General features: G+C 67.3%; 17 protein-coding genes and 9 pseudogenes. 5 read left to right on the forward strand and 21 right to left on the reverse strand.

All coding sequences use genetic code 11. From position 1 onward, the window contains the following. Positions 1 to 12 precede the first annotated feature (12 nt). Positions 13 to 273: a DUF397 domain-containing protein gene (locus tag ACQEU6_RS01030; protein WP_499328681.1), complete on the forward strand. Its 261-nt coding sequence runs from the start codon at positions 13 to 15 to the stop codon at positions 271 to 273. 50 nt (positions 274 to 323) lie between these two features. Here ACQEU6_RS01030 and ACQEU6_RS01035 read toward each other — a convergent pair whose 3' ends face one another. The 7 genes and pseudogenes from ACQEU6_RS01035 to ACQEU6_RS01065 all read right to left on the reverse strand — a co-directional run bounded on the left by ACQEU6_RS01035 (position 324) and on the right by ACQEU6_RS01065 (position 4,699). Then, a complete protein-coding gene (locus ACQEU6_RS01035) occupies positions 324 to 1,208 on the reverse strand; it encodes a helix-turn-helix domain-containing protein (protein WP_499328683.1) in 885 nt (294 codons plus the stop codon). A 792-nt stretch (positions 1,209 to 2,000) separates the two neighbouring features. Next, a pseudogene (locus ACQEU6_RS01040) lies at positions 2,001 to 2,225 on the reverse strand (transposase family protein); the annotation flags it as partial. 313 nt (positions 2,226 to 2,538) lie between these two features. After that, positions 2,539 to 2,772, reverse strand: a pseudogene (locus tag ACQEU6_RS01045) (transposase family protein); the annotation flags it as partial. Positions 2,773 to 2,891: 119 nt separating this feature from the next. After that, positions 2,892 to 3,845: a hypothetical protein gene (locus ACQEU6_RS01050; protein WP_499340571.1), complete on the reverse strand. Its 954-nt coding sequence runs from the start codon at positions 3,843 to 3,845 to the stop codon at positions 2,892 to 2,894. After that, on the reverse strand, positions 3,770 to 4,198 hold the full coding sequence (locus ACQEU6_RS01055; RefSeq protein WP_499328685.1) for an HD domain-containing protein: 429 nt from the start codon (positions 4,196 to 4,198) through the stop codon (positions 3,770 to 3,772). The genes ACQEU6_RS01050 and ACQEU6_RS01055 overlap by 76 nt, the downstream gene beginning before the upstream one ends. Continuing rightward, a complete protein-coding gene (locus tag ACQEU6_RS01060) occupies positions 4,129 to 4,422 on the reverse strand; it encodes a PadR family transcriptional regulator (protein WP_499328688.1) in 294 nt (97 codons plus the stop codon). Before ACQEU6_RS01060 ends, ACQEU6_RS01055 begins: the two co-directional genes overlap by 70 nt. A gap of 43 nt (positions 4,423 to 4,465) precedes the next feature. Further along, positions 4,466 to 4,699: a hypothetical protein gene (locus tag ACQEU6_RS01065; RefSeq protein WP_499328690.1), complete on the reverse strand. Its 234-nt coding sequence runs from the start codon at positions 4,697 to 4,699 to the stop codon at positions 4,466 to 4,468. 55 nt (positions 4,700 to 4,754) lie between these two features. On the opposite strand from ACQEU6_RS01065, the gene ACQEU6_RS01070 reads away from it, so the two are divergent. Continuing rightward, entirely contained in the window at positions 4,755 to 6,677 is a 1,923-nt protein-coding gene (locus ACQEU6_RS01070) for an ATP-binding protein (protein ID WP_499328694.1), read from the forward strand. 93 nt (positions 6,678 to 6,770) lie between these two features. On the opposite strand, the pseudogene ACQEU6_RS01075 reads toward ACQEU6_RS01070, so the two are convergent. From ACQEU6_RS01075 to ACQEU6_RS01085, 3 pseudogenes are all read right to left on the reverse strand, one after another. Next, positions 6,771 to 7,029, reverse strand: a pseudogene (locus tag ACQEU6_RS01075) (transposase); the annotation flags it as partial. A 9-nt stretch (positions 7,030 to 7,038) separates the two neighbouring features. Next, positions 7,039 to 7,569: pseudogene (locus ACQEU6_RS01080) on the reverse strand (IS5 family transposase); the annotation flags it as partial. 16 nt (positions 7,570 to 7,585) lie between these two features. Next, positions 7,586 to 8,423 (reverse strand): annotated as a pseudogene (locus tag ACQEU6_RS01085) (IS110 family transposase). A 527-nt stretch (positions 8,424 to 8,950) separates the two neighbouring features. On the opposite strand from ACQEU6_RS01085, the gene ACQEU6_RS01090 reads away from it, so the two are divergent. Further along, positions 8,951 to 10,174: an IS110 family RNA-guided transposase gene (locus tag ACQEU6_RS01090; RefSeq protein ID WP_499328696.1), complete on the forward strand. Its 1,224-nt coding sequence runs from the start codon at positions 8,951 to 8,953 to the stop codon at positions 10,172 to 10,174. Between the two features lie 5 nt (positions 10,175 to 10,179). Here the strand turns inward: ACQEU6_RS01090 and ACQEU6_RS01095 are convergent, their stop codons facing one another. From ACQEU6_RS01095 to ACQEU6_RS01135, 9 genes and pseudogenes are all read right to left on the reverse strand, one after another. Next, complete coding sequence (locus tag ACQEU6_RS01095) at positions 10,180 to 10,461, reverse strand: hypothetical protein (protein WP_499340573.1); 282 nt, start codon at positions 10,459 to 10,461, stop codon at positions 10,180 to 10,182. A gap of 67 nt (positions 10,462 to 10,528) precedes the next feature. After that, positions 10,529 to 10,963, reverse strand: a pseudogene (locus ACQEU6_RS01100) (transposase); the annotation flags it as partial. Positions 10,964 to 11,023: 60 nt separating this feature from the next. Next, positions 11,024 to 11,840: pseudogene (locus tag ACQEU6_RS01105) on the reverse strand (IS5 family transposase). A 414-nt stretch (positions 11,841 to 12,254) separates the two neighbouring features. Beyond that, on the reverse strand, positions 12,255 to 13,343 hold the full coding sequence (locus tag ACQEU6_RS01110; RefSeq protein ID WP_499340068.1) for an IS701 family transposase: 1,089 nt from the start codon (positions 13,341 to 13,343) through the stop codon (positions 12,255 to 12,257). Positions 13,344 to 13,448: 105 nt separating this feature from the next. Beyond that, the gene (locus ACQEU6_RS01115) at positions 13,449 to 14,045 is read right to left on the reverse strand and encodes a hypothetical protein (protein ID WP_499328698.1); all 597 of its coding nucleotides are present in this window, start codon (positions 14,043 to 14,045) and stop codon (positions 13,449 to 13,451) included. A gap of 24 nt (positions 14,046 to 14,069) precedes the next feature. Continuing rightward, positions 14,070 to 14,585: a peptidase inhibitor family I36 protein gene (locus ACQEU6_RS01120; protein WP_499328700.1), complete on the reverse strand. Its 516-nt coding sequence runs from the start codon at positions 14,583 to 14,585 to the stop codon at positions 14,070 to 14,072. A 165-nt stretch (positions 14,586 to 14,750) separates the two neighbouring features. Beyond that, a pseudogene (locus tag ACQEU6_RS01125) lies at positions 14,751 to 16,022 on the reverse strand (IS701 family transposase). 485 nt (positions 16,023 to 16,507) lie between these two features. Next, positions 16,508 to 17,277 (reverse strand): annotated as a pseudogene (locus tag ACQEU6_RS01130) (transposase family protein). 895 nt (positions 17,278 to 18,172) lie between these two features. Beyond that, a complete protein-coding gene (locus ACQEU6_RS01135; protein ID WP_499328702.1) occupies positions 18,173 to 19,357 on the reverse strand; it encodes an aromatic ring-hydroxylating oxygenase subunit alpha in 1,185 nt (394 codons plus the stop codon). A 151-nt stretch (positions 19,358 to 19,508) separates the two neighbouring features. Here ACQEU6_RS01135 and ACQEU6_RS01140 point away from each other — a divergent pair, with 151 nt between their 5' ends. Both ACQEU6_RS01140 and ACQEU6_RS01145 read left to right on the forward strand, forming a co-directional pair. After that, positions 19,509 to 21,200, forward strand: a complete 1,692-nt coding sequence (locus tag ACQEU6_RS01140) for a 4Fe-4S binding protein (RefSeq protein ID WP_499328704.1) — start codon at positions 19,509 to 19,511, stop codon at positions 21,198 to 21,200. After that, positions 21,197 to 23,302, forward strand: coding sequence for a molybdopterin-containing oxidoreductase family protein (locus tag ACQEU6_RS01145; protein ID WP_499328706.1), 2,106 nt, complete (start codon positions 21,197 to 21,199; stop codon positions 23,300 to 23,302). Before ACQEU6_RS01140 ends, ACQEU6_RS01145 begins: the two co-directional genes overlap by 4 nt. Here the strand turns inward: ACQEU6_RS01145 and ACQEU6_RS01150 are convergent. Together ACQEU6_RS01150 and ACQEU6_RS01155 are read right to left on the reverse strand one after the other, a co-directional pair. Then, positions 23,299 to 24,309, reverse strand: coding sequence for a phosphotransferase family protein (locus ACQEU6_RS01150; protein ID WP_499328708.1), 1,011 nt, complete (start codon positions 24,307 to 24,309; stop codon positions 23,299 to 23,301). The genes ACQEU6_RS01145 and ACQEU6_RS01150 overlap by 4 nt on opposite strands. Position 24,310: 1 nt before the next feature. Further along, positions 24,311 to 25,501, reverse strand: coding sequence for an acyl-CoA dehydrogenase family protein (locus ACQEU6_RS01155; protein ID WP_499328710.1), 1,191 nt, complete (start codon positions 25,499 to 25,501; stop codon positions 24,311 to 24,313). Between the last annotated feature and the right edge of the window lie 128 nt (positions 25,502 to 25,629).

Below are 25,629 nucleotides of genomic sequence, written 5' to 3' on the forward strand. Positions count from 1 at the left end.
AGGGAAAGTGCGATGCGAGGGAACAGTGAGATGCCGGAGTTCGACTTCCGGTGTGACGGCGGCGGCTGCGTGATTGTCGAACGGGTGGCGGGGGCCGTCGTCATCAGGGATTCCAAGAACCCGTACCAGCCCGGGCTCGTCTTCAGCCGCAAGGAGTACGCCGACTTCCGTCGACGGGTGCGGAACGGGCAGGGTGCGTGGCTGCGGGAGCTCGCCGGCCGGTACGTCGAGCTCGTGGTGAAGTTCGTGCTGGCGCGGACTGGCGCCGTCTGATGATGCGCGGGCGGGGGGCCGAACAGCTCCCCGCCCGTTCGCGGGCGCCGTCATCGTTGCTCCGCGCTCAACTCGCCGGCGAGCGCGTCGAGCAGGATATGGGCATCGTCGCCGTAGAGGGCCGCCTCTTCTAACAGGCGCCACTTATGGCGGTATCGCGCGATACTCTCCGAATCGCTGATCGTAAGATTGGCGTGCACTGTCTCGACCATGGCAATGGCCTCTCCGTCTCCGCGCGAATCATCGCGGAGGTCAAACAGTGCAAAACTGTGCGTTACATAGGTGACTGCCTCCATGGTGTGGGGGAGTAGCCCGATCGTCACGTTGTCGAGCGTCGCCAGCGAGGCGATCCGGTCGAGCTGGGCCAGCAGAAGCTGCGCAGGCCCAGGTCGCCAGCGCAGGGACGCCTCAGTGAGCAGGAAGTCGAAACGGCGGGTCTGGTCGAAGAGCGCGAGCTGGCGGTCCAGCCGTCCCGCCACGGCGGCCGCCAGACCGGCGTCGGAGCCGTCCGGCGAGAAGAAGCTGAAGACGCGGCGGGCGTATTCGGCGGTTTGGAGCAGTCCTGGAATGATTGCGTTCTGGAAGACCATGACGCGGTGCGACTCGCTCTCCACCTCCTGAATGTCTCCCTGCAGATGCGGGCGATCCCGCAGTATCCGCGACCAGCGGTGCACCTCTGTGAACGCCGATTCGGTGAGCGATTCGAGTAGTGCCGCGGTTTCGGGCGAAGCGTTGACCGCAGTCGACCATGCCGTAACTTCGGGCACGGTGGGCAGGGTCAGGCCGGACTCGATGCGCGATACCTTCGATTGGCTTACACCGATGCGGTGGGCCATCTCTCTCCCGGACAGCCCGGCGAGGTCCCGGAGCCGACGTAACTCGACGGCGAGGCGCCGCTGGCTGGCGGAAGGTGCCGTCCGCTCTGTTCCATCCACCGATGAGGCTCCTCAGTGATCCATTTTGATTCGATCTGAATCATTCAGGCTCGAAGGCATCTCCCATAAAGAAGACCTCTAGAGACCTTGCCTGTCAACAGCCGATTTCGGCCGTCGGAAGAGTGAGCGGTGGCGTTAGATGATTCAGACTGATTCGCTAGGATGCGCGGCTTCCGGTTGGGCGACAGGAGGTGCCATACGGATCTTGGGACGGGTGTCGATCACGAAGCCGCGGGCAAAAAACGCGAATGCGTCCGCCTCGGGCCACGGAGCCGGTGGGAGACGTGATATTGCTTGGCCAAGCGGTCGGCGACCCCTGCCGATGCTGCCAGGAGCCGACGGGCATCGGCCCTCGTAGGTCCCGGGGTCGTGGGCGAGCGCGGATTGGTTGCATGAGCGACTACTCAGTGCTATGTCTGTCGTCAGCCTGCGAGCTGTTAACCGTGGGAGATCTCAACAGACCTGATCTTCTTTAAGGCGCGCCGTGCTGCGCTGAGGTATTGCGTATGACCTGCGGTGATGGTGGAAAGACAGATATTCGAGGCGTGATTGATCGTGTTCACCCCGAAGAGGCCACTGGTTCGAACCCAGTATCGCCCACCCCAACTTTCCGCAGGTCAGGGCGTCGTCCCTGACCTGGTCTCGTGTGTCCCGATGACCGCTTCGTAGTCTCGGGAGCCAGCCGGGGAGCCACCGCTCTCAGTTTCGTACGCTTCGCAGATCCCCGAAGAGGTCAACCAGCCCCACTCGCTCCCGATGCGGTCGGGGACGAACCATGAGCTGATTCCATCCTCATCCATCCTGGTGATGGAGAGTGAGGATGGCCTGCACGATGGTGGATAGGCGGCTGTGTGAGCAGCGGGCCTTCCGCAGGATGTGCCATCCCTTGAGCGCAGCGGCGCCCCGCTCGCCCGGGGCGCGGGGCTTGGCATGGTGCAGGTCGAACAGTTTCTTGCGTTTTCCCAGCTTGTGATGCTTCTTGCGCTTGTAGGGAGTGCCGACCGCGCCTTCCGCTACGACATACGCCTTGGTCGGCGTGGCAGGCGATCGCCCGGTCCGTCGGAGCGTCGATGATGCCGCGCTCGCGGGCGGCGGTCAGATCATGGGTGGACCCCGGTAGGGCCGGGGACGCCGAGATCAGCTCGTCATGCCGGTCGCTGAGGAACTGGACGTTGACGCCATGGCGGCGGTGATTGATCGAGGAGGGGAGCCGGTCGTTGGCGCCTGACAGTCGGTCGGTGGCTACCAGCGTGCCGTCCAGGACGGCATACGCCTCGCGTCGCGCGGGCCGCATGGTTTGCCGCTGGTCGGGAGCGATTTCGGTGAGCAGTTCGATCACATCGGTGACGTGGCGGTGCGCGGGCGCGGCTCTGACGCCGAACGCCGCCGCCAGGCCGGCGAATGTCTCGTTGCGGTGCAGGTGCACCAGGACCAGCAGCTCTTGGCGGTCTGGCGGCAAGAGCTGCCACCGTGACCCGACCCGGCACCGGTGCCTGCAGATCAGATCAGCCACGAATCTGCGGGCCGGGCGAGACAGATCGAGTGGAGCGCGATAGAACAGCATCGGAGCTCCAGGCAGTCAAGATCGTCGCAAATCTCGATCTACCAGGAGCTCTCTCGTTGCCGTTCACGCCGCGCGGGATGCAACCGGCCCGTGACCTGCGAACTCAGGTTGGGATTACCTCACTGGATGATCCCCAGCGAAGCCCTGGGAGCCGGTGACTTCAGCCGCTTCATCCCGCGGCCCGGACTGCTCAGCCCCCTGGGCCTTCGCAGGGCATCGCCGCAGCCCTCATCATCGCTCAGGAAGCGGTGTGCGGAGCGCTCCTGAAGCCATGTCCCGGGACTGCTGATGTGGGCGACCGAGCCCACGGTTGCCAGCTGGTCGCCGAGGCTTTCGCTTAGCTCCCCGGCCTGGCACCGCCGTGGACACAGCGGTGATGCAGGTGGTTCCCCCTGCTGGGAGGACGTCTCGTCCGGCTCGTCGATGCCGAGTTTCGCGCGCAGGTGGGTGACGCCGGCGGGCAGGACGGGCGGCACGGTGATCAAGGCTATCGCGGCATCGACGAGACTCGTTCGCGCCGTCTCCACGACCACCCAGCCGACCAGGAGCAGCAGCGGTGTCCACGTGCGCAGGTCGGTTCGCAGTATCCAGCGGAGGCCGGCCAGAAGCCGGTGAGCGAGCGTGTCGTGCACCGGGCGTCGCAGTGTCAGGGAAAGTGCCAGCATGCCGAGTATGAGGCGGAGCGTGAATCGAGCCCGGGCAGAACGGCTCGGCAGGACATCGAACTCGCCGAGCCATTCGTCCAAATAACGCGACCTGACCGCGGGCGGGAGCAGGAGCGCACCGAGAGCCAGTGCCCGGTGACCTGTAAGGGCGGCCTCGGGGAGGGCGGCCAGACGATCTAGCGCGATCGAGGTGAGTTCGTCGGAGACGTCGCGCAGGCCGAGCCGCCAGGCGGGCGGCGCCATCGACTCCAGGGTGTGCTGGGACTTGAGCCGCTGCTTGTCCTTGTCGAGGTACTGCGAGGTCCTCATGTTATGAAGTTTGTCCAGCACCTTCAGTGTGAGCACGCGGTGGTCGGCGGTGGCGATGCCCGCCTCGTCGCGATCGAGCGCGACCATGCTCTCGACCAAGGTGGCGATCTCGTCGCCGAGCCGCTCGCGGAGCCGGACGGCGTCGCATCCGGTGTCCTCGATGATGTCGTGTACAGCGCGGCGCAGATGACCACGTCGTCCAGACCCGAGCCGGCGGCCATCTGCGCGACCGCCAGCGGAGGGGTGATGTAGGGATCGCCGCTCTTACGGTGCTGGCCTGCGTGACGGCGGGCGGCGAACTCGTATGCACGCCTGATCCTGTCACGGTCAGTGGCCGGCAGATTGGTGGGCAACTGTGCGAGCAGGGACTCCAGGGTAGCGGTCATGGCGTCGCCGTCCGGAGGTTGACGCCCGGCCCGCGCGATCGCCGGGCCCGCTCCAGCGCGATGCATGCCCGCACAGCACCCTCGTCGGTGAGCGTGTAGTAGTAGCGGGCACGCCGTCCCTCGGTCAGGTGCTCGGCCGCAAACTCCTTATGGCCCTCGACCCAGCCGAAGCGCTCCAGCCGGGCAAGGATCGGGTAGATGGTGCCACTGGGCTGACCGGTCTCTGTGCACAGTTCAAACCCGAAGCGCCGCTTGGCCGGATCGGACAGCATCGCGTCCAGCACGAGCATCGTCTGCAGGGTAATCCGAGGAACATCCGCCATGCATCGAGCTCTAGACTTCCAGCACGGACAGTGACATACCTCCAAAGGCCACATCGGCCTGTCCCGTCGCGACTGGAGGACGTCTTGCTCGTTCGTGGGCGGCGGCGAACCGGAACAGCGGTCGGGTGCCGGCGTCGCCCAGTGACGCGACCGCGATCACGTCGTTGAAGACCCGATCGGCGCGCAGCGGCGGCCCGCCGTCGGCGCGGACCATTACGACTTCGAAATGACCGCTTTGGGTCACTTAAATCTTGCTGTCGGTGAGTTTCCTCGCGAGGGTCGGGGCCTAGCCTGGGATCGTGCGAGGACTAGGCGATGGCGTTACCCGGCTTTTCTTCGGGCGGGACGATGCGGAGAACGATCTGACTGACGGGTTGCTCCGCGAAGGCTTTCTGGCCACCTATGCCTACGAGGCGGCGAAAAGCGGACGCAAGTCACTGATCATCGGCCGGAAGGGGTCCGGGAAGAGCGCGATCTGCCGTCGACTGCTCGCCGAGAGCGGAGCGGACATGCCGGCAATGATTCTGATCACTCCCGATGACGCGGCGGGCGACGAGATTCGGCGCTTCGAACTGCAGGGACTTACTGGCGACACCGCGAAATCCCTCATCTGGCGCTATGTGTTCGCAGTCCAGGCAGCGCAGCACCTCTCCGCCCAGGCGCGTGGGATGCGCAGGTGGGGCAGGAGAAGGCCACCGCGATCCGTACGCGCGCTGCGCGCCTTCCTCCGCGCGAACGACGAGGCGGACGAGCAACAACTCTACGATCGGCTACGGCGCGGTGTGCGGCGTCTGCAGTCGGCGTCGCTTTCGCTCAAGGCGTTCGGGATCGTGGAGGCGTCCATCAACGCGGAGGGCTCGGAGGGGGCGCTGGCCTCGCGCCAGCTCGAGGTACTGGAACGCGGGGTCGCGGCGGCGTTCGACGACCTCGATCCCGAACACGCGAAGCCGACGCTGCACTTCCTGGTCGACCAGTTGGAGCAGGTGTGGACCGTGGACCCGGACAGCCACGCCATGGTCACAGGCCTGCTGCTCGCCTCCAAGCATGTGACGAGTGAGTACCGGAAGGCGGTGCGGTGCACGCTGTTCCTGCGCTCCGACATCTACGACACCCTCAACTTCGGCGACGGCGACAAGTTCCACAGCGACGAGATCCGGATCACCTGGCGTCAGAGCGGGCTACGAGATCTCGCGCTCACCCGCGCCTCGGCCTCGTTGGGGCGGGTGCTGGCCCCGGAACAGTTCTGGGGCGAGGTGTTCCCCCAGGATATCGAGGGTGAGCCCACCGCCGACTACTTGTTCTCCCGATGCCTGCCCCGCCCCCGGGACGCCATCCAGTTTCTGACGGTGTGCCGGGACACCGCCGCCCAGCAGGGCCACCGGTGGATTATGGAAGCGGACGTCGTCCGGGCCACCCTGTTGTTCTCCCAGTGGAAGCTTCAGGACCTGGCCAAGGAGTACCTGGTCAGTTATCCGTTCCTGAGGAGCCTGTTCGCGCTCTTCGAGAACACCGGATACGTGGTCATGCGGTCGGCTCTGGAGAACCGCCTTGAGGCACAGCGCGATTCCCTCCACGAGGAGTTCCCCGCGTACGCCGAACACCTGAACCCGCAGGGCGTCCTCGACGCGCTCTTCGCGGTGAGCTTCCTGGGCGTGAAGCGCGGAAACCAGGTGGTCTATGCGAGCGGCATGGAGGCGTCGATCCAGCCGAACGAGACCGAGTTCCATGTGCATCCCTGCTTCCGGTCGGCGCTCAACGGCCTCGGGCCGCTGGAACTACCTCACTTCCCGATCGTCGAGGCCGCCCCCTCCCGGTGGGCGTACCCGGCTTTCCAGCAGCGCGCGATACAGGCGGACGTCGGTTTCGGCCCGAGCCGGGACCTCCGTCTGGTCACCGAGCTGGTCCGTTCGTGCGAGACCCTCCTTCGCCACCTCAGCAGATCCGACCTCCCAACGGTGACCCGGGACGAGATCTCCCAGGCGATCGCCCGGTTGCTTCAGGACGCGATTGACAGGCGCGCCCTTCTGGATTCCGGTCTGGACGTCGATGCGTCCGCCCATGTCGTCAGAGCCGCGAACTACCTCAGCAGTCTCGCCGGGCAACTCGCCAGCAACGGCATTTTCGAGGTAAACCTCACACGGCGATTCGACGAGGAGTCCCGTTCCCTCATCCGCGCGGTGGGGGGCGCCATCGGGCGCGGAGGCGGCTCCTCCTCTTCCTGACACCAACTGGACTGCGTCAGATGAGCTGCTCGTCCTTCGGGACTGTATGGTCTTCGGCTCTGCCGCTCTTTCAGCGGTAGCGGAGGGTGAGGCTTATCCGAGGAGGATGCGGTGGCGCAGGAGGTGGAAGCCCGCCCGGCCGTACATCTGCCTCTCGATCAGCTTGGTCTTTGGTGTTGACACCCCAGGCGCCGCCATTGTGGTACTCGCTGGTCAGAGCGGCACGGACGGCGTCCTGATCGAGTCGTAGGCCGCGGATGAATGAGTGCACGTGCGGCAGCTCCGCCTCTTCGGCTGCGCTGATCCACTCTTGCAGTCGGTCTGCGTTGTCGGCGGCCGGGATTAGGTTCTGTTTCTTGGATCATGCGCGAAGCCAGATCGCGAGGGTGGCGACGGTGACGGTGCCGAGGTAGACGTAGCCGCGTTTGTCGTAGCGGGTCGCCACGGCCCGGAAGTTCTTGAGGCGATTGATCGCCCGCTCGACAACGTTGCGCTTCTTGTCGAAACCAGCGGGACGACCACCGGCCGAGCCGCGTCTGCGGCGATGGGCCCGCTGGTCGCTGGGCTCGGGGATGGAGTGCCGGATCCTGCGTCGCTGCAGGTAGCGGCGATTTCTGCGAGAGCTGTAGGCCTTGTCGGCGCTGACGCTGCCGGGCCGGGTCCGGGGCCGGCCCGGCCCGACACGGGGCACCGAGATCTTCTCCATCACCGCCTCGAACTGCGGGCTGTCCCCGTGCTGCCCCGGCGTCAGAACCAAGGAGAGCGGTCTGCACCGGCCGTCGGCCGACAGATGGATCTTGGTAGTGAAGCCACCATGTGAACGGCCTAGGTGTACGGCCCAGGGACGTTGGTGAATCTGGTGATGGGTGGTTTGCCGCCGGTTGCGGTGTGGGGGCCGGTGGACTCTCCTATGTCTCGTCAAGTAGGAGTGCCGGGGTGGCGGCCGCGTTGAGGTGTCGGTAGATCTGTCTGGCGAGGTAGCGCTTTAGGCAGCGTCGAATCTCTTTTCTGGTGCGTCCTTCAGCGCGGCGTCGCTCGACGTACTCGCGGGTGGCGGGGTCGTGGATCATGCGGGTGATGGTCGCCATGTGCAGGGCGCGGTTCAGGCGTCCGTCGCCGCCCCTGTTGAGTCGGTGGCGGACCGTGTTCCCCGATGACGCGGGAATCGGGTTCACCCCCGCCAGGCAGGCGAAGGCGGCCTCTGAGCGCACCCTGCCGTGGTGGGACCAGGTGAGCGTCGACCCCGAGGTCGACGGCCCGCACGAGCGCGATCAGCGCGTTGACGGCAGCTGTGCGTTCTGTGGTCATGTGGTCTCTGGCGGCCAGCAGTACCCGCGGTGCGGCGCGTTCACCGTCGCCATGGCGCGGGTGCCGAAGTTGGTCTTCCTCCAGGGGCAAGGTGGCCTCGGCGATCCTGCGGGCGTCCAGCGGGTCGGACTTGCCGACCCCGCGGTGGGCGCGAGCATTCATCCGCGGCGCCTCGAGGACCTGGTAGCCGGCCTCGGCCACGGCATGGGCGAACTGGGCGCCGTAAGTGGCGGCGCACTCGATCACCCACAGGGCAGCAAGGTCGCCGCCAGTCCGGCGGGCAGCCCAGGCGATCGCGCGGGCCATGCCCGCCTTGGTCGTGGGGAACTCGGCCGAATCGATCCGCTGCCCGGTAGCGGCCAGGATGGCCAGAACATGGTTGCGGGCGTGGGTGTCCACCCCGATGACGAACGGATGGTTGAGCGCGACGATAGTCACGGCGGTCGGAATTCCTTCCTGATCCAGGAACACGGTCCGGCCGCTTGCGACCGGCGCCGGCCTGGGGGAAGTCACTTCCGGGCAGCACTGTGACGGGCCACGACCTGACGGTCGGGCAATCTCCTGATCAGGACACCGAGGTGGGCCAGGTGGCGCCGGCCGCTCCGCCTCAAGGACGGACGAGTCCACCGAAATGCACCCTGATGGGGCCAGTGATTGTATGAGTCACGACTTAGAGGTCGTAACAGAATCAGCGGACGAGGCGTCGCCAGCAGCGGATGGCTGCGGCCAGGGTCATGAAGGCTTCCCTAAGATCGAAGTGTCTGGAGTGAGTCGCTCTGGATGCCCCGGACGACGGGGTGTGGCTAATGAATGCTTGCCGTGGTTGTGGCTTTCCACGAATGGCCGCCTCGTCGCCCCGGACCCCCTGGCCGCTCACTGAGATCTGATGCGAACCGTCGCTGTTCAGGAACCTGATGGCGGGGCCGTCCACGGGCTTGACCTGCGAGAACGGGGAGGTGGCCGGGGTGACGGCCACGAGTGTCGTGTGGGTGGGGATCGACGCGGGGAAGGCGAGCCATTATGCGGTGGCCGTCGACGCATCGGGCAAGAAGCTCTGGTCGGTCAAGGTGGGCAACAGCCAGCAGCCGATCGAGGAGCTGCTCGACCGAGCCTCCACGACCGCCGGCGACGGCGAGGTGCGGTGGGCGATCGACCTGGTCAGCCCACCCGCTGCCCTATTGCTGGCGATCCTGCTGTCCAGCGGCCAGAACGTGGTCTATGTGCCCGGCCGGGTCGTCCACGGCATGGCCGGGGTGTTCCGCGGCGAGGGCAAGACCGACGCGAAGGACGCCCGCATCATCACTGACACCGCCCGCATGCGAAGCGATCTGACGGAACTGACCACCAGCGACGAATTGGTGGTCGAGTTGACCCGGCTGGCCTCCTACCGGGCCGACGTGATGGCCGACTGGGTGCGCGGCATCAACCGACTCCGTGCCCTGCTGACCAGCATCTTCCCTGCGCTGGAGGCCACCTTCGATTACTCCACCCGGTCAGCGCTGATCCTTCTCACCGGTTACTGCACTCCGGCCGGAATCCGAGGCGCCGGAGCTGAGGGGCCGGCCGCCCATCTGCGTGAGCACGGGGCCTGGGCCAGGGGGGTCGACAAGATGGCCGCCCAAGCCGTCCAGGCCGCTGAGCAGCAGACCGTCGAACTGCCCGGCGAAGCCACTACGGCGCTGCTGGTGAAGAGGCTCGCCAAGCAACTCCTGGACCTCGACCAGGAGATCAAGGACACCGACAAGCTGCTCACCAGCAGGTTCCGCGACCACCCCCAGGCCCACATCATCGAGAGCCTGCCCGGAATGGGCCCGATCCTGGGTGCCCAGTTCCTTGTCGCCACCGACGGGCGTCCCCTGGACGCTTTCGCCAACTCCGGCCGCCTGGCTTCTTACGCTGGCTTGGTGCCAGTCCCGCGTGACTCCGGACGCGTCAGCGGCAACTACCACCGGCCCAAGCGCTACCACCGGCCACTGCGCCAGGTCTTCTACATGATGGCGTTGTCCAGCCTGAAGACCGAAGGGCCGTCAAGAGTCTTCTACCAGCGCAAACGGGATGAGAACAAGATCCACACTCAGGCTCTGCTCGCGCTGGCCCGACGCATGGTCGACGTGCTGTGGGCCCTGCTGCGTGACAACCGGACCTACAACCCGATCCCACCATCGCAGGTCAACGCACTCGCGGCTTGACACCATCACTGAGATTCGTGGATGTCGTCGCGGATCTCCCAGCGGATGCGTAAGCGGCGGCACCAGTGCGGCAGGCCGATGGTGCGCTCGACGACGTAGCGGTGGACGCCCAGGCTGGAGCCGTGCGGGCCGCCGCGGCGGGCGATGACCGGTTTGATGCCCTTGGCCCAGACCAGGCGCCGGTATTCGTCGTGGTCGTAGCCGCGGTCGGCCAGCAGCCGCCCGGGTCTTCGCCGAGGCCGGCCGACCCGGCCCCGGACGGGCGGCACCGCCTCCAGCAGCGGCATCAACTGAGTGACGTCGCCCGCGGTTCCCGCCGGTCAACGACACAACGAGCGGGATGCCGTGGCCGTCGGTCAGCACGTGGTGCTTGGAGCCCGGCCGGCCGCGATCGACCGGGCTCGGCCCGGTTTTGGGCCGCCCTTCAACGCCCGCACGTGGGAGCTGTCGATCACCCCCGGACCAATCCAGTTGCCCGGCGGCATGCAACTCCTCAAGCAGAAGACGGTGCAACCGCTCCCAGACGCCTGCCTGATGCCACTCGGCCAGCCGCCGCCAGCACGTCATGCCCGACCCGAACCCCAGCTCCTGGGGCAGGAACTCCCACCGGATCCCGGTGTGCAGCACGAACAAGATCCCGCACAGCACCTTGCGGTCGTCCAACCGCTTCCGTCCGGCGTGGCGCTTACGGCGCTCCACCTTCGGCAGCAGCGGCTCGATCCGCTCCCACAGACTGTCGGCCACGATCCACGGGGGTTGCTCGCCCTTACGCACCCGCCCACACCACACCCGACCGTCACCACATGTCGCGCAACATGCACATTTTGCTATGACCTCTCAGAGCATGTCTCACGTGGGCGATTTGGCGAGCTTCCTGTAGCAGGTGATGGCGGCGGCGGGGACGAGGAAGGCGTTGAACAGGTGGCCGTGGCGTTCGTAGCGGACGGTCAGGCGCCGGTAGCCGAACAGCCAGGCCAGGGTCCGTTCGATCTTCCAGCGGTGGCGGCCCGGGCGCTCGCTCGATTCGACGCCGGCACGGGCGATGCGTGGCACGATCGCGCGCCTGCGCAGCCAGGCAAGATGCTCGGCGGAGTTGTAGGCCTTGTCGGCGCGGACCGTGACCGGCCTGCGCCGGCGCGGTCCGCGCCGGGACCGGATCGCCGGCAGCGCCATCAGCAAGGGCTTGAACGCCTGACTGTCGTGCACGTCGGCCGCCGATACCGCGACCACCAGCGGCAGCCCGGCCGCATCCGACAGCACGTGGAGTTCGCTGCCCTTCCTGCCGCGATCGACCGGATTGCGGCCGGTCAGCGAGCCCCCTTTTCGCGCGGACGGCGGCCGCTTCCACGATCGTCGACGCCCAGTCCACCTGCCCACCGGCCCCGAGTTCGTCCAGGACCGCAGGATGCAGCCGCGGCCGCAGCCCCGCCGCGGTCTACGCGGTGAACCGACGATGCGCCGTCGGCACCTTCACCGCGAACGCGTCCGGCAGATGCCGTCACGCACACCCGCTGGTCAACACGTACACGATCGCGGTGAACACCGCTCGATCATCCACCGGGGCCGTGCCGCCACCCTGCTGACGCGGTGTGAACTGCGGGATCAACGGCTCGACAACCGCCCACAACTCATCCGAAACCAACCGGAGCGCAAGATCCGACGACATGGCCTCGAAGCATGCCGCACCATCACCCCGAAACCACGTGAGACACGCGCAAAATGCGGCTGGAGTATTAACACGCACTCACCCTCACCACCACACCCGTCAACACCAGATAACCCTGGTGAGGGGATCGCGAGGTCTCCGGTGTTCCTGGTTCATCTTGATCGATGGACTCTCCACCGGAGACCTCGCTGCTTGGGTCTCACGCCACGCCGTGATACCGCACTTTGAACAGGCCCTAGTACTGCAACGACAGGTTGTGTCTCTCGCGTCTGCGATAGTGGCTGTCTCTGGCTCGTTGCTGGGCGCGTCTTCTCCATTCAGACCATTTCAGAGCGTGGTCGATGAAGTGTGTGGTGCGCATTACGACGCGGTTCCACAGGCGACGGATCTCGTTGATGCTCAGCGGGCGAATACCTACCGGCAGGTATTCGAGATCTCCCCTTTTTGGCAGGCCCGCTGGAGCCTGAGCAGGAAGGCGGAAGCAGCCATGGACAAAGTGATGTGCCGATACCAGGCCTGGTAGCCGCGGACCTGATAGTGGTCGAATCCTGTCTCATTCTTGGCCGCTTGAAAGCACTCCTCGATGGCCCACCTACTGCCCGCCACACGCACCAATTCCTTGAGGAGAGTCTGCTCTGGGGCGAAGCAGATGTAGTAGGCGATTTCATTCGGATCGCTGATGCTTCTGCGCGCAAGAAGCCAGTGCCCTGCTCCGGGTTCACGAAATGGTCTGATGTCGACAGCAGCCCAGTCGTACAACCGTGGACCATGAGCTCCGTCTCCGCAGCTCAGCCGCTGCCACGCGTCCTCCTCCAGTTCGTCGATCAAGTGGTGGACACGCTCCTGGGTCAGCTTCATCGAGATCACCATCTGCGTTTTGGGAACGGCGACCACGTGGGCGATGCCGCGTTCTTCCATCCACCACCGCAGCCGCCACACCTGCCCGTAGGCCGCGTCCGCGGTGACCCACCGGAAGGGGATCCCCGATGCGACCACCCGTTCAAGTAAGGCCTTGCCCAGATCGGGCTTGGTGGCGAACTCCACTTCATCGCCGATACCCGCCTGGCGGCACCGTTTACGGTCTTCAGTCCACGACTTCGGCAGATAAAGCTCACGATCGATTAGCGCCCGCCCCGCAGGACTCGCATAGGCGCAGAAAACGCCAATCTGACAGTTCTCGATCCTGCCGGCGGTCCCTGAATACTGGCGGGCCACCCCAGCGGACCGCATGCCCTTCTTTAGGAACCCTGTGTCATCAAGAATCAGCACACCCTGTTCAGGGTCCCCGATGGATTTAGCGACCATAGTACGAATGTCGTCCCGCAAACCATCCGTGTCCCAGGCGTAGAAGTTCAGTAGACGCTGAAGACGCTCAGGACCATTCTCACCCGACATCTCAGCAAGAGTCCATCCGTTCTTCCGCTCCAACTCGCTCAGGAGTCCACGCAGGTAGGAGGCTGCCTGGCGGCGTGACTCCACCCGGGGAAAACGATGAGCGAACATAGCCAGAAAGTCAGAGAATTCCCGCGACCAGGCTTCGACATCGATCGTGACCACCACCACTGCCTACCGTACGCAGCGCCGTGATCACAACCTGTTGTTGCAGTACTAGTTGCCTCCGCCTTCGTAGGTGGCGTGACCGAAGCGGGTGACCTTGATGCGCCCGTACTCCTCGGTCTCGAATCCGGCGGGGAAGTTCGAGACCTGGGCGCCGGCGAAGACGGTGAAGTTGACCCCGGTGCTGAGATAGCCGCGGTCGCCACCGCCGTTGTTCGCGGTGCCGCACCAGGTCTGGGTGACCTTCACAGGGGAGATCTGGCGGTTCTTGCGGCAGTACGGTCCGTCGACGACGTAGACCTTCTTGGTGTTGTACTTGACGCGGGCTCTCACGGTGATGGAATGGAAGGTGTGCAGTGGCGTGAAAGAGAAGGTCCGCTCGACCCACTTGAACGTGTACCGCGCGGGTGCTTTCGCCGCTTTCGCCCCGCCCTGAAGGTTCGGCTCAGAAGGCTTTTCGGAAGCCGTCCGATTGGCTCCGGTGGCCTCGGGAGATTCGGCCGTTCCGGTGGCTGTGATCAGACCCTTTTCCGCGGAGACCCGCCCGGCGGGGGACGGCTGATCATCACTTCCGGCGGCCCAGGCGCCGCCGGCGACCAGCGTCGCCCCCAAGGCCCCCGTCGCGGTGATAACGGCCAGCTTTTTCATGTGCTACCTCTTTCGGGGAATTGATCAGGCGGTGATGCATGACATGAGGTCGTCATACGCGTGGGGAGTCTGCAGGTCGGGAACGCGGGCGCCCGCCCGGAACGTCGGACCTGGGTCTTCCGCACAGTCGACGTCGTTCCACAACGTCACGGAACTCCCTCCTCCGACGATCAGCGAGGTGGCCCTGTTCCTGAACCATGCTGGTGCCGTGCGCGCCTGCACCCCATTGCTGGTCTTGACCTTCCACTGTTTGCCCTTGTACTTCTTCTTCGTCCAGAAGCAGACGTGGTTCCGCGGACAGTGCGCCGCCGCGCTGGCCGCGGCCGTCCCGCCGGCAAGGCCTTCGGCCTGCGGCTGGGAGGGCTTTCCGGTCGTCGTTCGATTGGCTCCGCTGGTTCCGGGCGCTCCGGTGGTCCCGGTGGCTCCGGCCAGCCGGTTTCCAGCCGAGACATGACCGGCGGTGGATGAGTGCTCACCGCTCCCGGCGGCCCAGAGCCCGCCGGTGACCAGCGTCGCTGCCATAGCCCCGGTGGCGGTCATAACAGCCAATTTTCTCTGCATGCCACTCCCTTCTGAGAAGGCATTGATGAATCTGCCATGCGATTCATGCTTCCATTTGAGAAAAGGTATTGGAGGCAAGGAGGGGGCCCTAGGGCCCTAGGGCCCCGAAACGATGCGGCGCAGGCCCTAATACTCCAGCCGCATTTAGTGACCGATGAGGCGGCGTTGTCGTTGGTAGTGGCAGCGGCGGGCGCGTGCTTGGTGTCGGCGTCGCCAGCGTGACCAGTGGGTTCGGTGTCTGGTGGGTGCCGGGGCCGGTGGAGATGGGCGTGCAGGCGGCGGCTCTTGTTGACGGTGAGTGGAACCAGCTCGTCAGGTTCGTCCTGGTCCGCGTCGTTGGAACTCGATCGCCCCTGGCGGGTAGGCCCCCTGTGTGGCGAGGTCGTCGGCCTCGTCGCTGTCGCCTGGGTCTGGGGCGCCGGGGTCTGGGGGTGGCCCGGCGGCGAGGAAGGCCAGGTGGCGTGGGCGACCATGGCCAAGGTGACGTGCCGGTACCAGGCGGTGTGCTCGCGGACCTGGTAGTGATCGAGTCCGACCTCTTTCTTGGAGGCTTGGAAGCACTCCTCGACGCTCCATCTGGATCCCGCGGCCCGGACCAGTTCGGGAAGGCCGACCGGGCGGGTCGCCCAGCAGCGGTAGAAGGCAAGGTCGGCGGGGGCGCTGATCGACCTGCGGGCCAGCGCCCATTCAGTACGGCCCAGCTGGATCCATGCCCAGTCATAGAAACGACGGCCCTTGGCGCCGTCGCCGCAGGAGTAGCGCTGCCAGGCGCCCGGGTCCAGGGCGGTGAACGCTGCATCGGCCCGGTTCTTCACCCCGGCAAGGAACAGCGGGTGATCGCAGGAGACGGCGAACACGTGGTTCAGGCCGTGGCCCTGGCAGCGGAGGCGCAGGACGGTGTTGTCGCCGTAGGCCTCATCGCCGGTCACCCAGGCGAATACCAGCAGCGGGTCATCGGTGGCCCGCTCGATCATCCGCCAGGCCAGCTTCGGCTTGGTCGCGAAGACCGCGCCCCACCGGGACGGCGGCGTCGGCCAGCCGACCGGGATCGGCGAACCAGGACTCGGGTAGATACAGTTCCCGGTCGATGAGGCCCCGCTGCCGGTCGCGGTTCACATACGAGGCGAACACCACGATCTGGCAGGTGGTGATCTTTCTTGCGGTGCCGGTGTACTGGCGCTGCACACCGGCCGAGCGGCGGCCCTTCTTCTCAAACCCGGTGTCGTCGACCACCAATACCCCGCCTGTGTCGCCGAGCCGCTCGGCCACCTGCCACCGCAGCGCGTCCCGCACCTGGTCGGCATCCCATTTGGCGTGGCTGAGCAGCCGCTGCATCCCGTCCGGCCGCGCGTCCCCGGCGAACTCCGCCAGCGACCAGCCGTTCTTTCGCTCCAGGGCGCTCAGCGGCCCCCGCAGATATCACCGGGCCCGAAGCCGCGGCTCTCGCCGGCCGAAGAACGGAGCCGCCACCTGCGCGGACAGTTCATCGAACGCATCAGCCCACCCGGCCGGGTCGACATCTTCTACAGTTGGCGCCACGGCCACCGCCGATCGTCTGGTTCCAACACACCCACACGATCACAGCGGCGGCCGTTTACGTCCCGGCCTCGATCAAACCGAGATCTCCAAGTGCGGCTGGAGTGCTAAGCGGCCTCCTAGCCGCCAAAGCCGCGGCACCCGTGCTCAGAAGAGTCGCCCCCAAGATCGTCCAAAAGGTCGCCGGCAAGGCGAAGGGCGGTGCCCCGGGGCGTGCGGGCAGCGCGGCGAAGACGGCACCCGCCGCCGCAAAGAAGGCCGGAAAAGCAGCAGACGATGCTCCTGTCGGGGGTGGAACAGGCTGCCCGCGCAACAGCTTCGAAGCGGGAACCGTCGTCCTGATGGCCAATGAGCCCATTCCATCTTCAGTTGGCCTGGTGGTGGAGGGTGAGGATGGCCTGGACGATGGCGGTCAGTCTGCTGGGTGAACAGCGGGCCTTGCGCAGGATGTGCCAGTTCTTGAGCGTGGCAGCGCCCCGCTCGCCCTGGCACGGACTTGGGCGTGATGCCGGTTGAACAGCTTCTTGGGTTTGCCCAGTGTGCGGCGCTTGCGCCGTTTGTACGGCGTGCCGATCGCGCCGCCGGCGCCGACGTATCCCTTGTCGGCGTAGCAGGCGATCGCTCGCGCGGTCAGGCCGGCGACGATGCCGTGGTGACGGGCGGCGGTCAGATCATGGGTCGATCCCGGCAGCGCCGGGGACGCCCAGATCAGTTCGCCGTGCGGATCGGTGAGGAACTGGACGTTCACTCCGTGCCGCCGGTGCTTGCCCGAGTAGAACAGCCGATCGTTCTCGCCCGACAGGCGGTCGGTGGCGATGAGGGTGCCGTCCAGGATGACGTAGGCCTTGCGCTGTGCGATCCGGAGGGCTTCGCGCAGGTCGGGTGCCTGTTCGGCGAGCAGTTCCACGACCTCGGTCACATACCGGTGTGCGGTGGCGGCCCCGACGCCGAACGCGGCGGCCAGGCGGGCGAAGGGTTCGTTGCGGCGTAGATGCACCAGCACCAGCAGCGCTTGGCGGTCCGGGCCCAGCACTCGCCACCGCGTTCCGATCTGGCGGCGGCGCTCGCGCACCAGCCGGGCCACGAACGTAAGGGTCTGGCGCGACAGATCGAGCGCGGCACGGTAGAAAAGCACATGAAGCTCCTGCGCGGACAAGGTTGATCTTGGTCGACAACCTCATCTAGCAGGAGCTTCACTCTTTACGGGCGCCTATCTGCCGTCCGCAACCAGCCCGTGACCTGCAGGCTCAGGTTGGAATTGCCTCATTGATCGACCTAGATCGACTTTCCCGCTTTGCTTCACAGCGAAGAGGCCACTGGTTCGAACCCAGTATCGCCCACCCCAACTTTCCGCAGGTCAGGGTGTCGTCCCTGGTGTGATCTCGTGCGTCCCGATGACCGCTTCGTTGTCTCGGGAGCCAGCCGGGGAGCCAATTCGTGCGCTTCGCAGATTCCCGAAGTGCTCACACGGCGGTCGATCACCGGAATTGTCCCCTCCCGACGGACGTCGGTCAGCTTGCCCGTGAAGCCTGGTACGGGCTTCATCGAGCCTGTGGGCCTCCAACCGCCGACCAGTCAGCTCATGCGGGGATGTCGATGACAAGCACCGCCAGTTCCCGGCTTGGGAGCGTCTGGCGGGCGGAGCTTCCAGACCGGTGCCAGGCGGGGCCACGGCCGCACTGGCAGTCCGGCCCGCCGCCGAACCCCTCAGGTTGATCCGGCTTGAGCTTCACGGTGTCCTCCGCGGCGACGATGCGCGCCACGATCGAAATGCCGGTGACCAACTGCGCACGCGCACCAGGCGGGGCAAAGGGGGCCGGCGGCGGCCCGCGCTGCTGTTGAGCGCGGGCGGTACGAACGTTTGCTCAGGTTCCGGTGGACGATGGTGCCGGCCCGCCATGGTCAGCGCGCAGCGCCTGACAGCGATGATCTTGATGAGCACCTCCCGGCGGGTCTGACGCCTGGTTGTTTGGTCGTTTCGCGTTTACCGGGAGTCTTGCCGCGTCACCGGCCACCTCTGCGTATCGCGATCACTCGCGGCCGGCGTGGGCAGGTGGAAAGCTCATTTCTTGAACTTCGGCCATGTCGAGCGCGAGTCGGCGGTGGAGGTGCTGGCAGGACTGCTCGTTGCGGCCGTAGAGGTAAGTACCGTGCGGCCAGGCCTCGGAGTTCTTCTGGATGGTCTCCTCCATCGGCCAGTCCTCCTCAGAGGCGGCCTGCTCGAGGATCTGCCAGCTCTTATGGAGCCGGGCCTTCATACGCTCATCGAGGATCTCGGGCCGGACCAGGAAGCGGATCTCCGTGGTCGAGCGGCCAGGGTCGACGGGGTCGGGCCAGACGGTCCAGAACTCGACATGGTCGGGAGCGGCGATCACGGATGCGTTGGGGTAGAGAAACAGGTTGCTGCCTATCAGCTTCCACGCGGCCTCAGGCTCCTCGCCGGCTCGGGCGAGGTCGCCGAGTTTGGTGCGCGGGCTGAACGACTGCCCGTGGGGGCCGTAGTCGCGCCAGACGCTGGTGTTGGTCTCGATCAGCTTGCCGACGCCGTCGGGGTGCAGGAACTTGGGGTGGAGCACGTCGATCGCGCCATCAAGGACGAGCTTCCAGTTGATGTCGAGCGTGAAGGACTTGTGCAGGAAGATCTCGGACTCGGCGACGCCGAGGTCCTCGAGTTGGGCCGTGACGTCCGATCCCATCCAGTCGCCGAGCGGCTGTTCGGTGTCGCCGGCGAAGTTCACGAAGAGGAAGCCTAGCCACTCCCTGGTCCGTACCACGTTGAGGCTGTGCGTCTCGCGGTTCACCTGCGTGTAGAACTCGTCGTACGGCACGCCGCGAAGCTCTCCGCTCTCGCAGGCGTAGCTCCAGCCGTGGTAGGCGCAGGTGAAGAAGCGCTTCTTCCCCGACTCGGCGTTCTCGACCCGGCCGCCGCGGTGCTTGCAGATGTTGACGTACGAGGCCACGCCGCCGCTGGCCTTCCGCACCACGATGAGAGGGATGCCCAGGACCTCGCGGGTGATGAAGTCGCCCTTGTGCGGGATCTCGGAGCCGCGCCCGATGATCAGCGGCTTCCGCATCAGGACCTCGCGTTCCCGTGCGGCGTGCTCGGGGCTCACGAAGTGGGAGACGGGGACGCGGAGCTCCTCGCCCATGTCCGTCGTGCCCTCGCGCAGATGCCGGGTGAGCCGGCGGGCGACTGAGGCGTTGGTGGTCGTCATGGGGGAACTCCTGGTCGGTCTGCAGGTGGCGATCGCGCCGTGAGCGCTCCTCTAAATCTAATGATAGTTGGTTAGAGGTGCAACGACCCTTGTCGCATGTAATCGAATGACGTTAGGTTTGGAGGGCCTGATCGGAGCGCGAGGAGGCCCGTTGACCCACGTCATCACCCAGACCTGCTGCAACGATGCCGCCTGCGTGCCGGTCTGCCCGGCCGACTGCATCCATCCCGCTCCGGACGAGGCGGGTTTCGCCTCCGCGGAGATGCTCTGGATCGATCCGGAGGAGTGCATCGACTGCGGTGCCTGCACCGACGTGTGCCCGGTCGACGCCATCTACCCGGAGAACCGGCTCCCCGACGCCCTGCAGCCCTTCGTGGAGATCAACAGCATGTTCGCCCATCTGCGGCGTACGTTCCTGGCGCGAGGGGGCGCTCAGGCCCTGCCCGCGCCCGCGCAGCGTACCGCCGAGCCGGGCCGAGGGGGCGAGGCGCCGGGCAGGGAGTTGCGGGTGGCGATCATCGGCACCGGGCCATCGGCCACCTTCGTGGCGGAGGAGCTCCTGGCGACCGCGGGCCCCGACATCCGGATTTCGGTCTTCGACCGACTGCCGGTGGCGGGCGGGCTGGTCAGGTTCGGAGTCTCGCCCGACCACGGCCACACGAAGCGCGCGCTGCGCCGTTTCCCCCGGATCGCGCAGGACCCCAGAGTCTCGCTCTTCCTCAACGTCGAGATCGGTGGTCACGTCCAGGTGGCCGAACTGCTCGAGCACCACCATGCCGTGATCGCCGCAGTCGGCGCGGCGGGCGACCGGAAGCTCGGCATCGCCGGCGAGGAGCTGCCCGGCTGCCACTCGGCCCGCGAGTTCGTGGCCTGGTACAACGGGCACCCCGACCAGGCCGCCACCGCCTGGGACCTGTCCGGCGAGCGCGTCGTGGTCATCGGCAACGGCAATGTCGCGCTCGACGTCGCGCGCATCCTCACCGCCGACCCCGACGAGCTGGCCACGACCGACATCGCCGAGCACGCGCTCCAGGCCCTGCGGGAGAGCAGCGTCCGCGAGGTGGTCGTCGTGGGGCGCCGAGGCCCCGAGTCCGCCGCGTTCACCTTCCCGGAGCTGGTAGGCCTGAGCGAGCTCACGACCACGGCGGTGCGCGCCACCGGTGTCGAGCCGTCCGAGGCTGTCACGGTGCCCGGAGATCCCGCGGGGTTCCCCGCCGCGCTCAAGTCCGGCCTGGTCGCCGAGCTGACCGGACGCCGGCGGGGCGATCGCCGCACGATCGAACTGCGCTTCCTCCGCAACCCCGACGCGGTCCTCGGCGATGGATCGGTGACGGGAATCCGGCTCGGTATCAACAGGAGGACCCCGGACGGCGTCGAGCCGACCGGTGAGACCGAGGACCTGACCTGCGGCCTCGTGCTCCGTTCCATCGGGTACGACGTGGTTCCGGTGCCGGGTCTGCCCTTCGACGAGCACGACCGGACGATCCCGCACGCGACCGGGAGGGTGATCGATCCCGGGACGCGCGCGCCCCTTGCCGGCCTCTACATCACCGGGTGGGCGAAGCGCGGCCCGAGCGGCGTGATCGGTACCAACCGCCCCGACGCCTGCGAGACGGTGGCCGGGCTGCTCGATGATTTCAGGTCCGGTCGCCTGGCGGAGCCTGCGAAGGGCGCGGACGAACTGGCGGCGCTGGTCGGCGAGCGCCAGCCACGTGCGGTCGACCTGAACGGCTGGCTGAGAATCGAGAAGCACGAGGTCGGCAGCGGTTCCGAGGCCGGTCGGCCGCGCCGCAAGCTCGTCTCTGTCCCGGAGATGGAGCGGATCGCCTGCGGCGGTGCATGACCGTGCCCCTCGTCAAGTCCTACTGCCGCTTCTGTGCCGCCTCCTGCGGAACGCTGGTCGAGATCGTGGACGGTCGGATCGGGGCGGTCTTCGGCAATAAGGACCATCTGCTCTCCAAGGGCTTCACCTGCCCCAAGGGCCGCCGGGCAGGCGCCCTTCTGCAGGGCCCCCACCGGCTCACCGGCTCGCTGCGGCGGGGTGCGACCGGCGAATTCGAGCCGGTCGACGGCCTGGCAGCGTCCCGGGAGATCGGTGAGCGGCTGCGACTGATCCGCGATGAGCACGGACCCGACTCGATCGCGCTCTTCATGGGCACCCAGCAGGCGTTCACGACGCTGACCCCCTTCGTGGTGAAGTCCTGGCTGCGTGCGACCGGGTCGCGCAAGCTCTTCTCCACGATGACGATCGACCAGTCGGCCAAGTGGCTGGTGCCGCTGCGCATGGGCGAGTACCTCGGCGGCCCCCAGCCGATGACCGATGCCGACGTCTGGATGCTCTCGGGCAACAACGTGGTCCTCACCGCGTCGGGAGGGGACGGTGACGGTCCTCTCGTCGCCGATCCCGCGACCCAGATCAAGCATGCGCGCCGACGCGGCATGCGGCTGATCGTCATCGACCCGCGCGGCACAGAGACCGCTAGGCTGGCCGACCTGTTCCTGCAGCCGCGTCCGGGCACGGACGCGCTGCTCCACGCGGGCCTGCTCCGGATCCTTCTCACCGAGGGCCTGCACGACGCGGCGTTCTGCGCCGAGTACGTCGACGGGCTGGCGGAACTGAGGCAGGCGGTCGATGCGGCCACCCACGAGCGCGTCGCCCGCGAATGCGACGTCCCGGTCGAGGATCTGTTCCTCGCGGCCCGCATGTTCGGCGGTGAGAAGCGCGGGCGGTTCACCACCGGCACCGGTGCGAACTTCGGCCCGCACTCCAACATCGCCGAGCATCTCGCCGACACGATCAACATCGTCTGTGGCAGGTTGCTCCGGGAGGGCGAGCCTGCCTGGGGCGGATCGGTGCTGATGCCCGAGCGTCCGGCGTCGGCGACGGTGGCGCCACCGCGACGGACGTGGGAGTCGGGTTTCACCAGCCGGGTCGGTGGATTCGGCCGGATGAACGGTGAGCTGCCGTCGTCGATCCTGCCGGACGAGATCCTGATGCCGGGTCCGGACCGTGTCCGTGCGCTGGTCGTCTCCGCCGGGAACCCGATGGTCGCCTTCCCCGATGAGGCCAAGATCCGCCGCGCGCTGGAGCACCTCGAGCTGCTGGTGGTGATCGATCCCTTCCTCACGGAGACGGCCAGGCTCTCCGACTACGTGATCGCGCCGACGATGTCCTACGAGCGTGCGGACCACACCATCCTCATGGAGTTCTTCTTCCCCCGGCCCTTCGCAGCGCACACCCCGGCCGTCGTGCCCCCTCCACCGGGCGTCATCGAGGACTGGGAGTTCTTCTACGAGACCGCCGCGGTGATGGGACTGGAGATGAAGGTCGCCGGTCAGCCGCTCGACCTGCGGCGGAAGCCGACGTCCGAGCAGATGCTGGAACTGGTGGCGTCGAGAGGGCGCGTCGACGCGGCCGCCTTGCGCGGAAGGCCCGACGGCGTATTCGTCCCGGGAACGGGTGCCGTGGTCGGGCCTCGAGGCGACGACACCACCCGGCTCCAGCTCGTGCCGCCCGACGTCCTGGCCGAGATCGAGGCCGCGCTCTCCGATGTCGTGGAGATCCCGGCGGGCGGCTTCCAGCTGATCTCACGCCGGCTCAAGGAGACCGTGAACTCGCTGGGACGGGGGGTCCCAGGCCTGGACCCCTACGACTACAACCCGGCGTTCCTCACGCCGGCGGACCTGGCGCGGCTCGGCGTGCCGCCCGGTGGCGAGGTGGTCATCACCTCCGCCTTCGGGTCGGTCCGGGCGGTCGCCCAGCCTGACGAGACCCTGCGTTCCGGAACCGTGGCGCTGCCGCACGCGTGGAGCGGCGAGGTGTTCCCAGGCGTGCGGGGCAAGGGCGCCAACGTCAACGTCCTCACCTCCGCCGACGAGGACCTGCAGACGATCAACCGGATGCCGCGGTACACGGCGATTCCGGTGACCGTCGTCGCAGGCTAGAGCAGGCCGAGCCCCCGCTCAAGAAGGTTCGGCACGGCGTCGCCGACGGTCGCGAACCCGTCGCCCACCGTCTTCCCGGCGAGGAACCGCTGGTGGATGCCCTCGGCGATGACGGCGAGCTTGAAGCACCCGAGCGCCTCGTAGAAGGGGAGGTGATCGAGGGGCAGCCCGCAGGCCTTCGCGTACCGCTCGGCGAGTTCGGCGGGGGACGGGAAGCCGGGGTTGGCGGTCGTCGCATGCCGCACTCCGAGGACCGGCTCGCTGACCGGGTCCCAGTAGACGAGCAGCAACCCGAGGTCGGCGAGCGGGTCGCCGAGGGTGGCCATCTCCCAGTCGACGACCGCCAGGATCCGGCCGTCCCCAAGCGGGTCGAGGATCACGTTGTCCAGCCGGAAGTCACCGTGCACGATCGTGGATGAGGGCGGTGTCGGCACCGCGCCGGCGAGGAGGCCGTGCAGCCGATCGACGGCCGGAAGGCGGCGGGTGGCAACCAGGTCCCACTGTCCCCGCCAGCGCTTCAACTGGCGGCCGAGGTAACCGCGGGGCCGGCCGAAGTCCGTGAGTCCGACCTCCGTGTAGGGGACGGCGTGGAGTGCGGCCAGCGTGTCCACGAGCGCCTCGGAGATCCGGCGCGCGGCGTCGGCGCTGAGCCTTTCCGTGTCGTCGCCGCTCTGCAGGGTCCGTCCTTCGACGAATCCGACAATGGCGAAGGGAACACCGATCACGGAGTCGTCCTCGCACAGAGCGACGGCCTTGGCCACCGGCACGCTGGTCTCGCGCAGGGCCGCCACGACGCGGAATTCGCGAGCCATGTCGTGAGCCGTCGGGGTCAAGGGTCCCAGTGGCGGCCGCCTCAGCACCCAGCGCCGTACTCCGTCGGACAGGGTGTAGGTGAGATTGGACTTGCCGCCGGTGAGCACGCGGGCCTCCAGCGGGCCGGCGAGCCCGCCCACGACCGGGTCGAGCCAACTCTGCAAGGACGGAAGATCGAGCCCGGGAGCGCCCATCTCAGCCCTCCGTCCGCGCCGCGCGCAGGACCCGCTTGGCCACGGCCCAGCGGTGGGTCTCCGAGGGGCCGTCGTAGATGCGGAAGGGCCGCACCTCGCGGTAGATGCGCGAGAGCGCTGTGTCGCCCGAGACGCCGAGTGATCCGCAGATCTGCAGCGAGCGGTCGACGACCCGGTCGACGGCCTCCGAGACGAAGGTCTTGGTGATCGAGGTGATCTGCGCCCAGTCGGCGCCGGTGTCGAGGTCGTGGCAGGCCTTGAGGATCAGCGCCCGGCTCGCCTCGATGTCGATCTCCGAGTCCGCGATCAAGCCCTGGACCATGCCCAGCTCGCCCAGCCGGCCGCCGAAGAGCCTCCGCTCGTTGGCGCGGTCGACGGCCAGGTCCGCCGCCCGCCGGGCGGTGCCCAGCCACCGCATGCAGTGGGTGATCCGGGCGGGGCCGAGGCGCACCCGGGCGTGGTCGAAGCCCCGGTCCGCCTCTCCGAGGACGGCGTCGTCACCGACTTCGACGTTCTCCAGGAGCAGTTCGGAATGCCCGCCGAACATGCTCGTGTCGAGGGTCTCGACGTCGCGGACGCGGCGGAAGCCCGGGGCGCCGGTGTCGACGAGGAACATCGTGGCGCCGCCGGGGGATCCGGGCTCGCCCGAGGTGCGGGCCATCACGATCGCGAAGTCGGCCCCGTTCCCGCCGGTGATGAACCACTTGCGGCCGTTGATCAGCCATCCGGCCGATGTGCGCGTCGCCGTGGTGGCCAGGGCGCGCGGGTCGGAGCCGGCGCCGGGAGCCGGCTCGGTCATCGCGAAGCAGGAGCGGACGGCGCCCGCGGCGAGCGGGGCGAGGTAGCGCTGCTTCTGGCCGGCGTTCCCGACCACCTCGAGCAGGTGCATGTTGCCCTCGTCCGGAGCCGCGATGTTGAGCGCGAGCGGGCCGAAGAGGGAGTGGCCGGCGGCTTCGAAGACGGGTGCGCGACGGCGCATGTCGAGGCCGAGACCGCCGTACTCCGGGGACACGTGAGGTGCGAAGACCCCGGCGGCCCGCGCCGCCTCCTGGAGCCCGACGCGGACCGCCTCGGAGAGCCGGTGGGCGTCGCCGGCGTGCTCCTCCTCGCACGGGAGCACGACGTCGTCGACGAGCCGCCGGGTGCGGCGCACGAGGCCCTCGACCTCGGCGGGCCGGCTGAGGTCGATCACCGGGCACCTCCCGCTGACTCGCGGCCGGTCCGTGCCGTGCACTCGGTGCGCATCGTGCTCCCTAACGTCGTTCGGTTTGCTGTTGCCTCATTTTATCTACTGTCATTAGAATACGTGGGACGGTGGCC

Source organism: Spirillospora sp. CA-108201, from assembly GCF_050936235.1.
Lineage (GTDB): Bacteria > Actinomycetota > Actinomycetes > Streptosporangiales > Streptosporangiaceae > Spirillospora.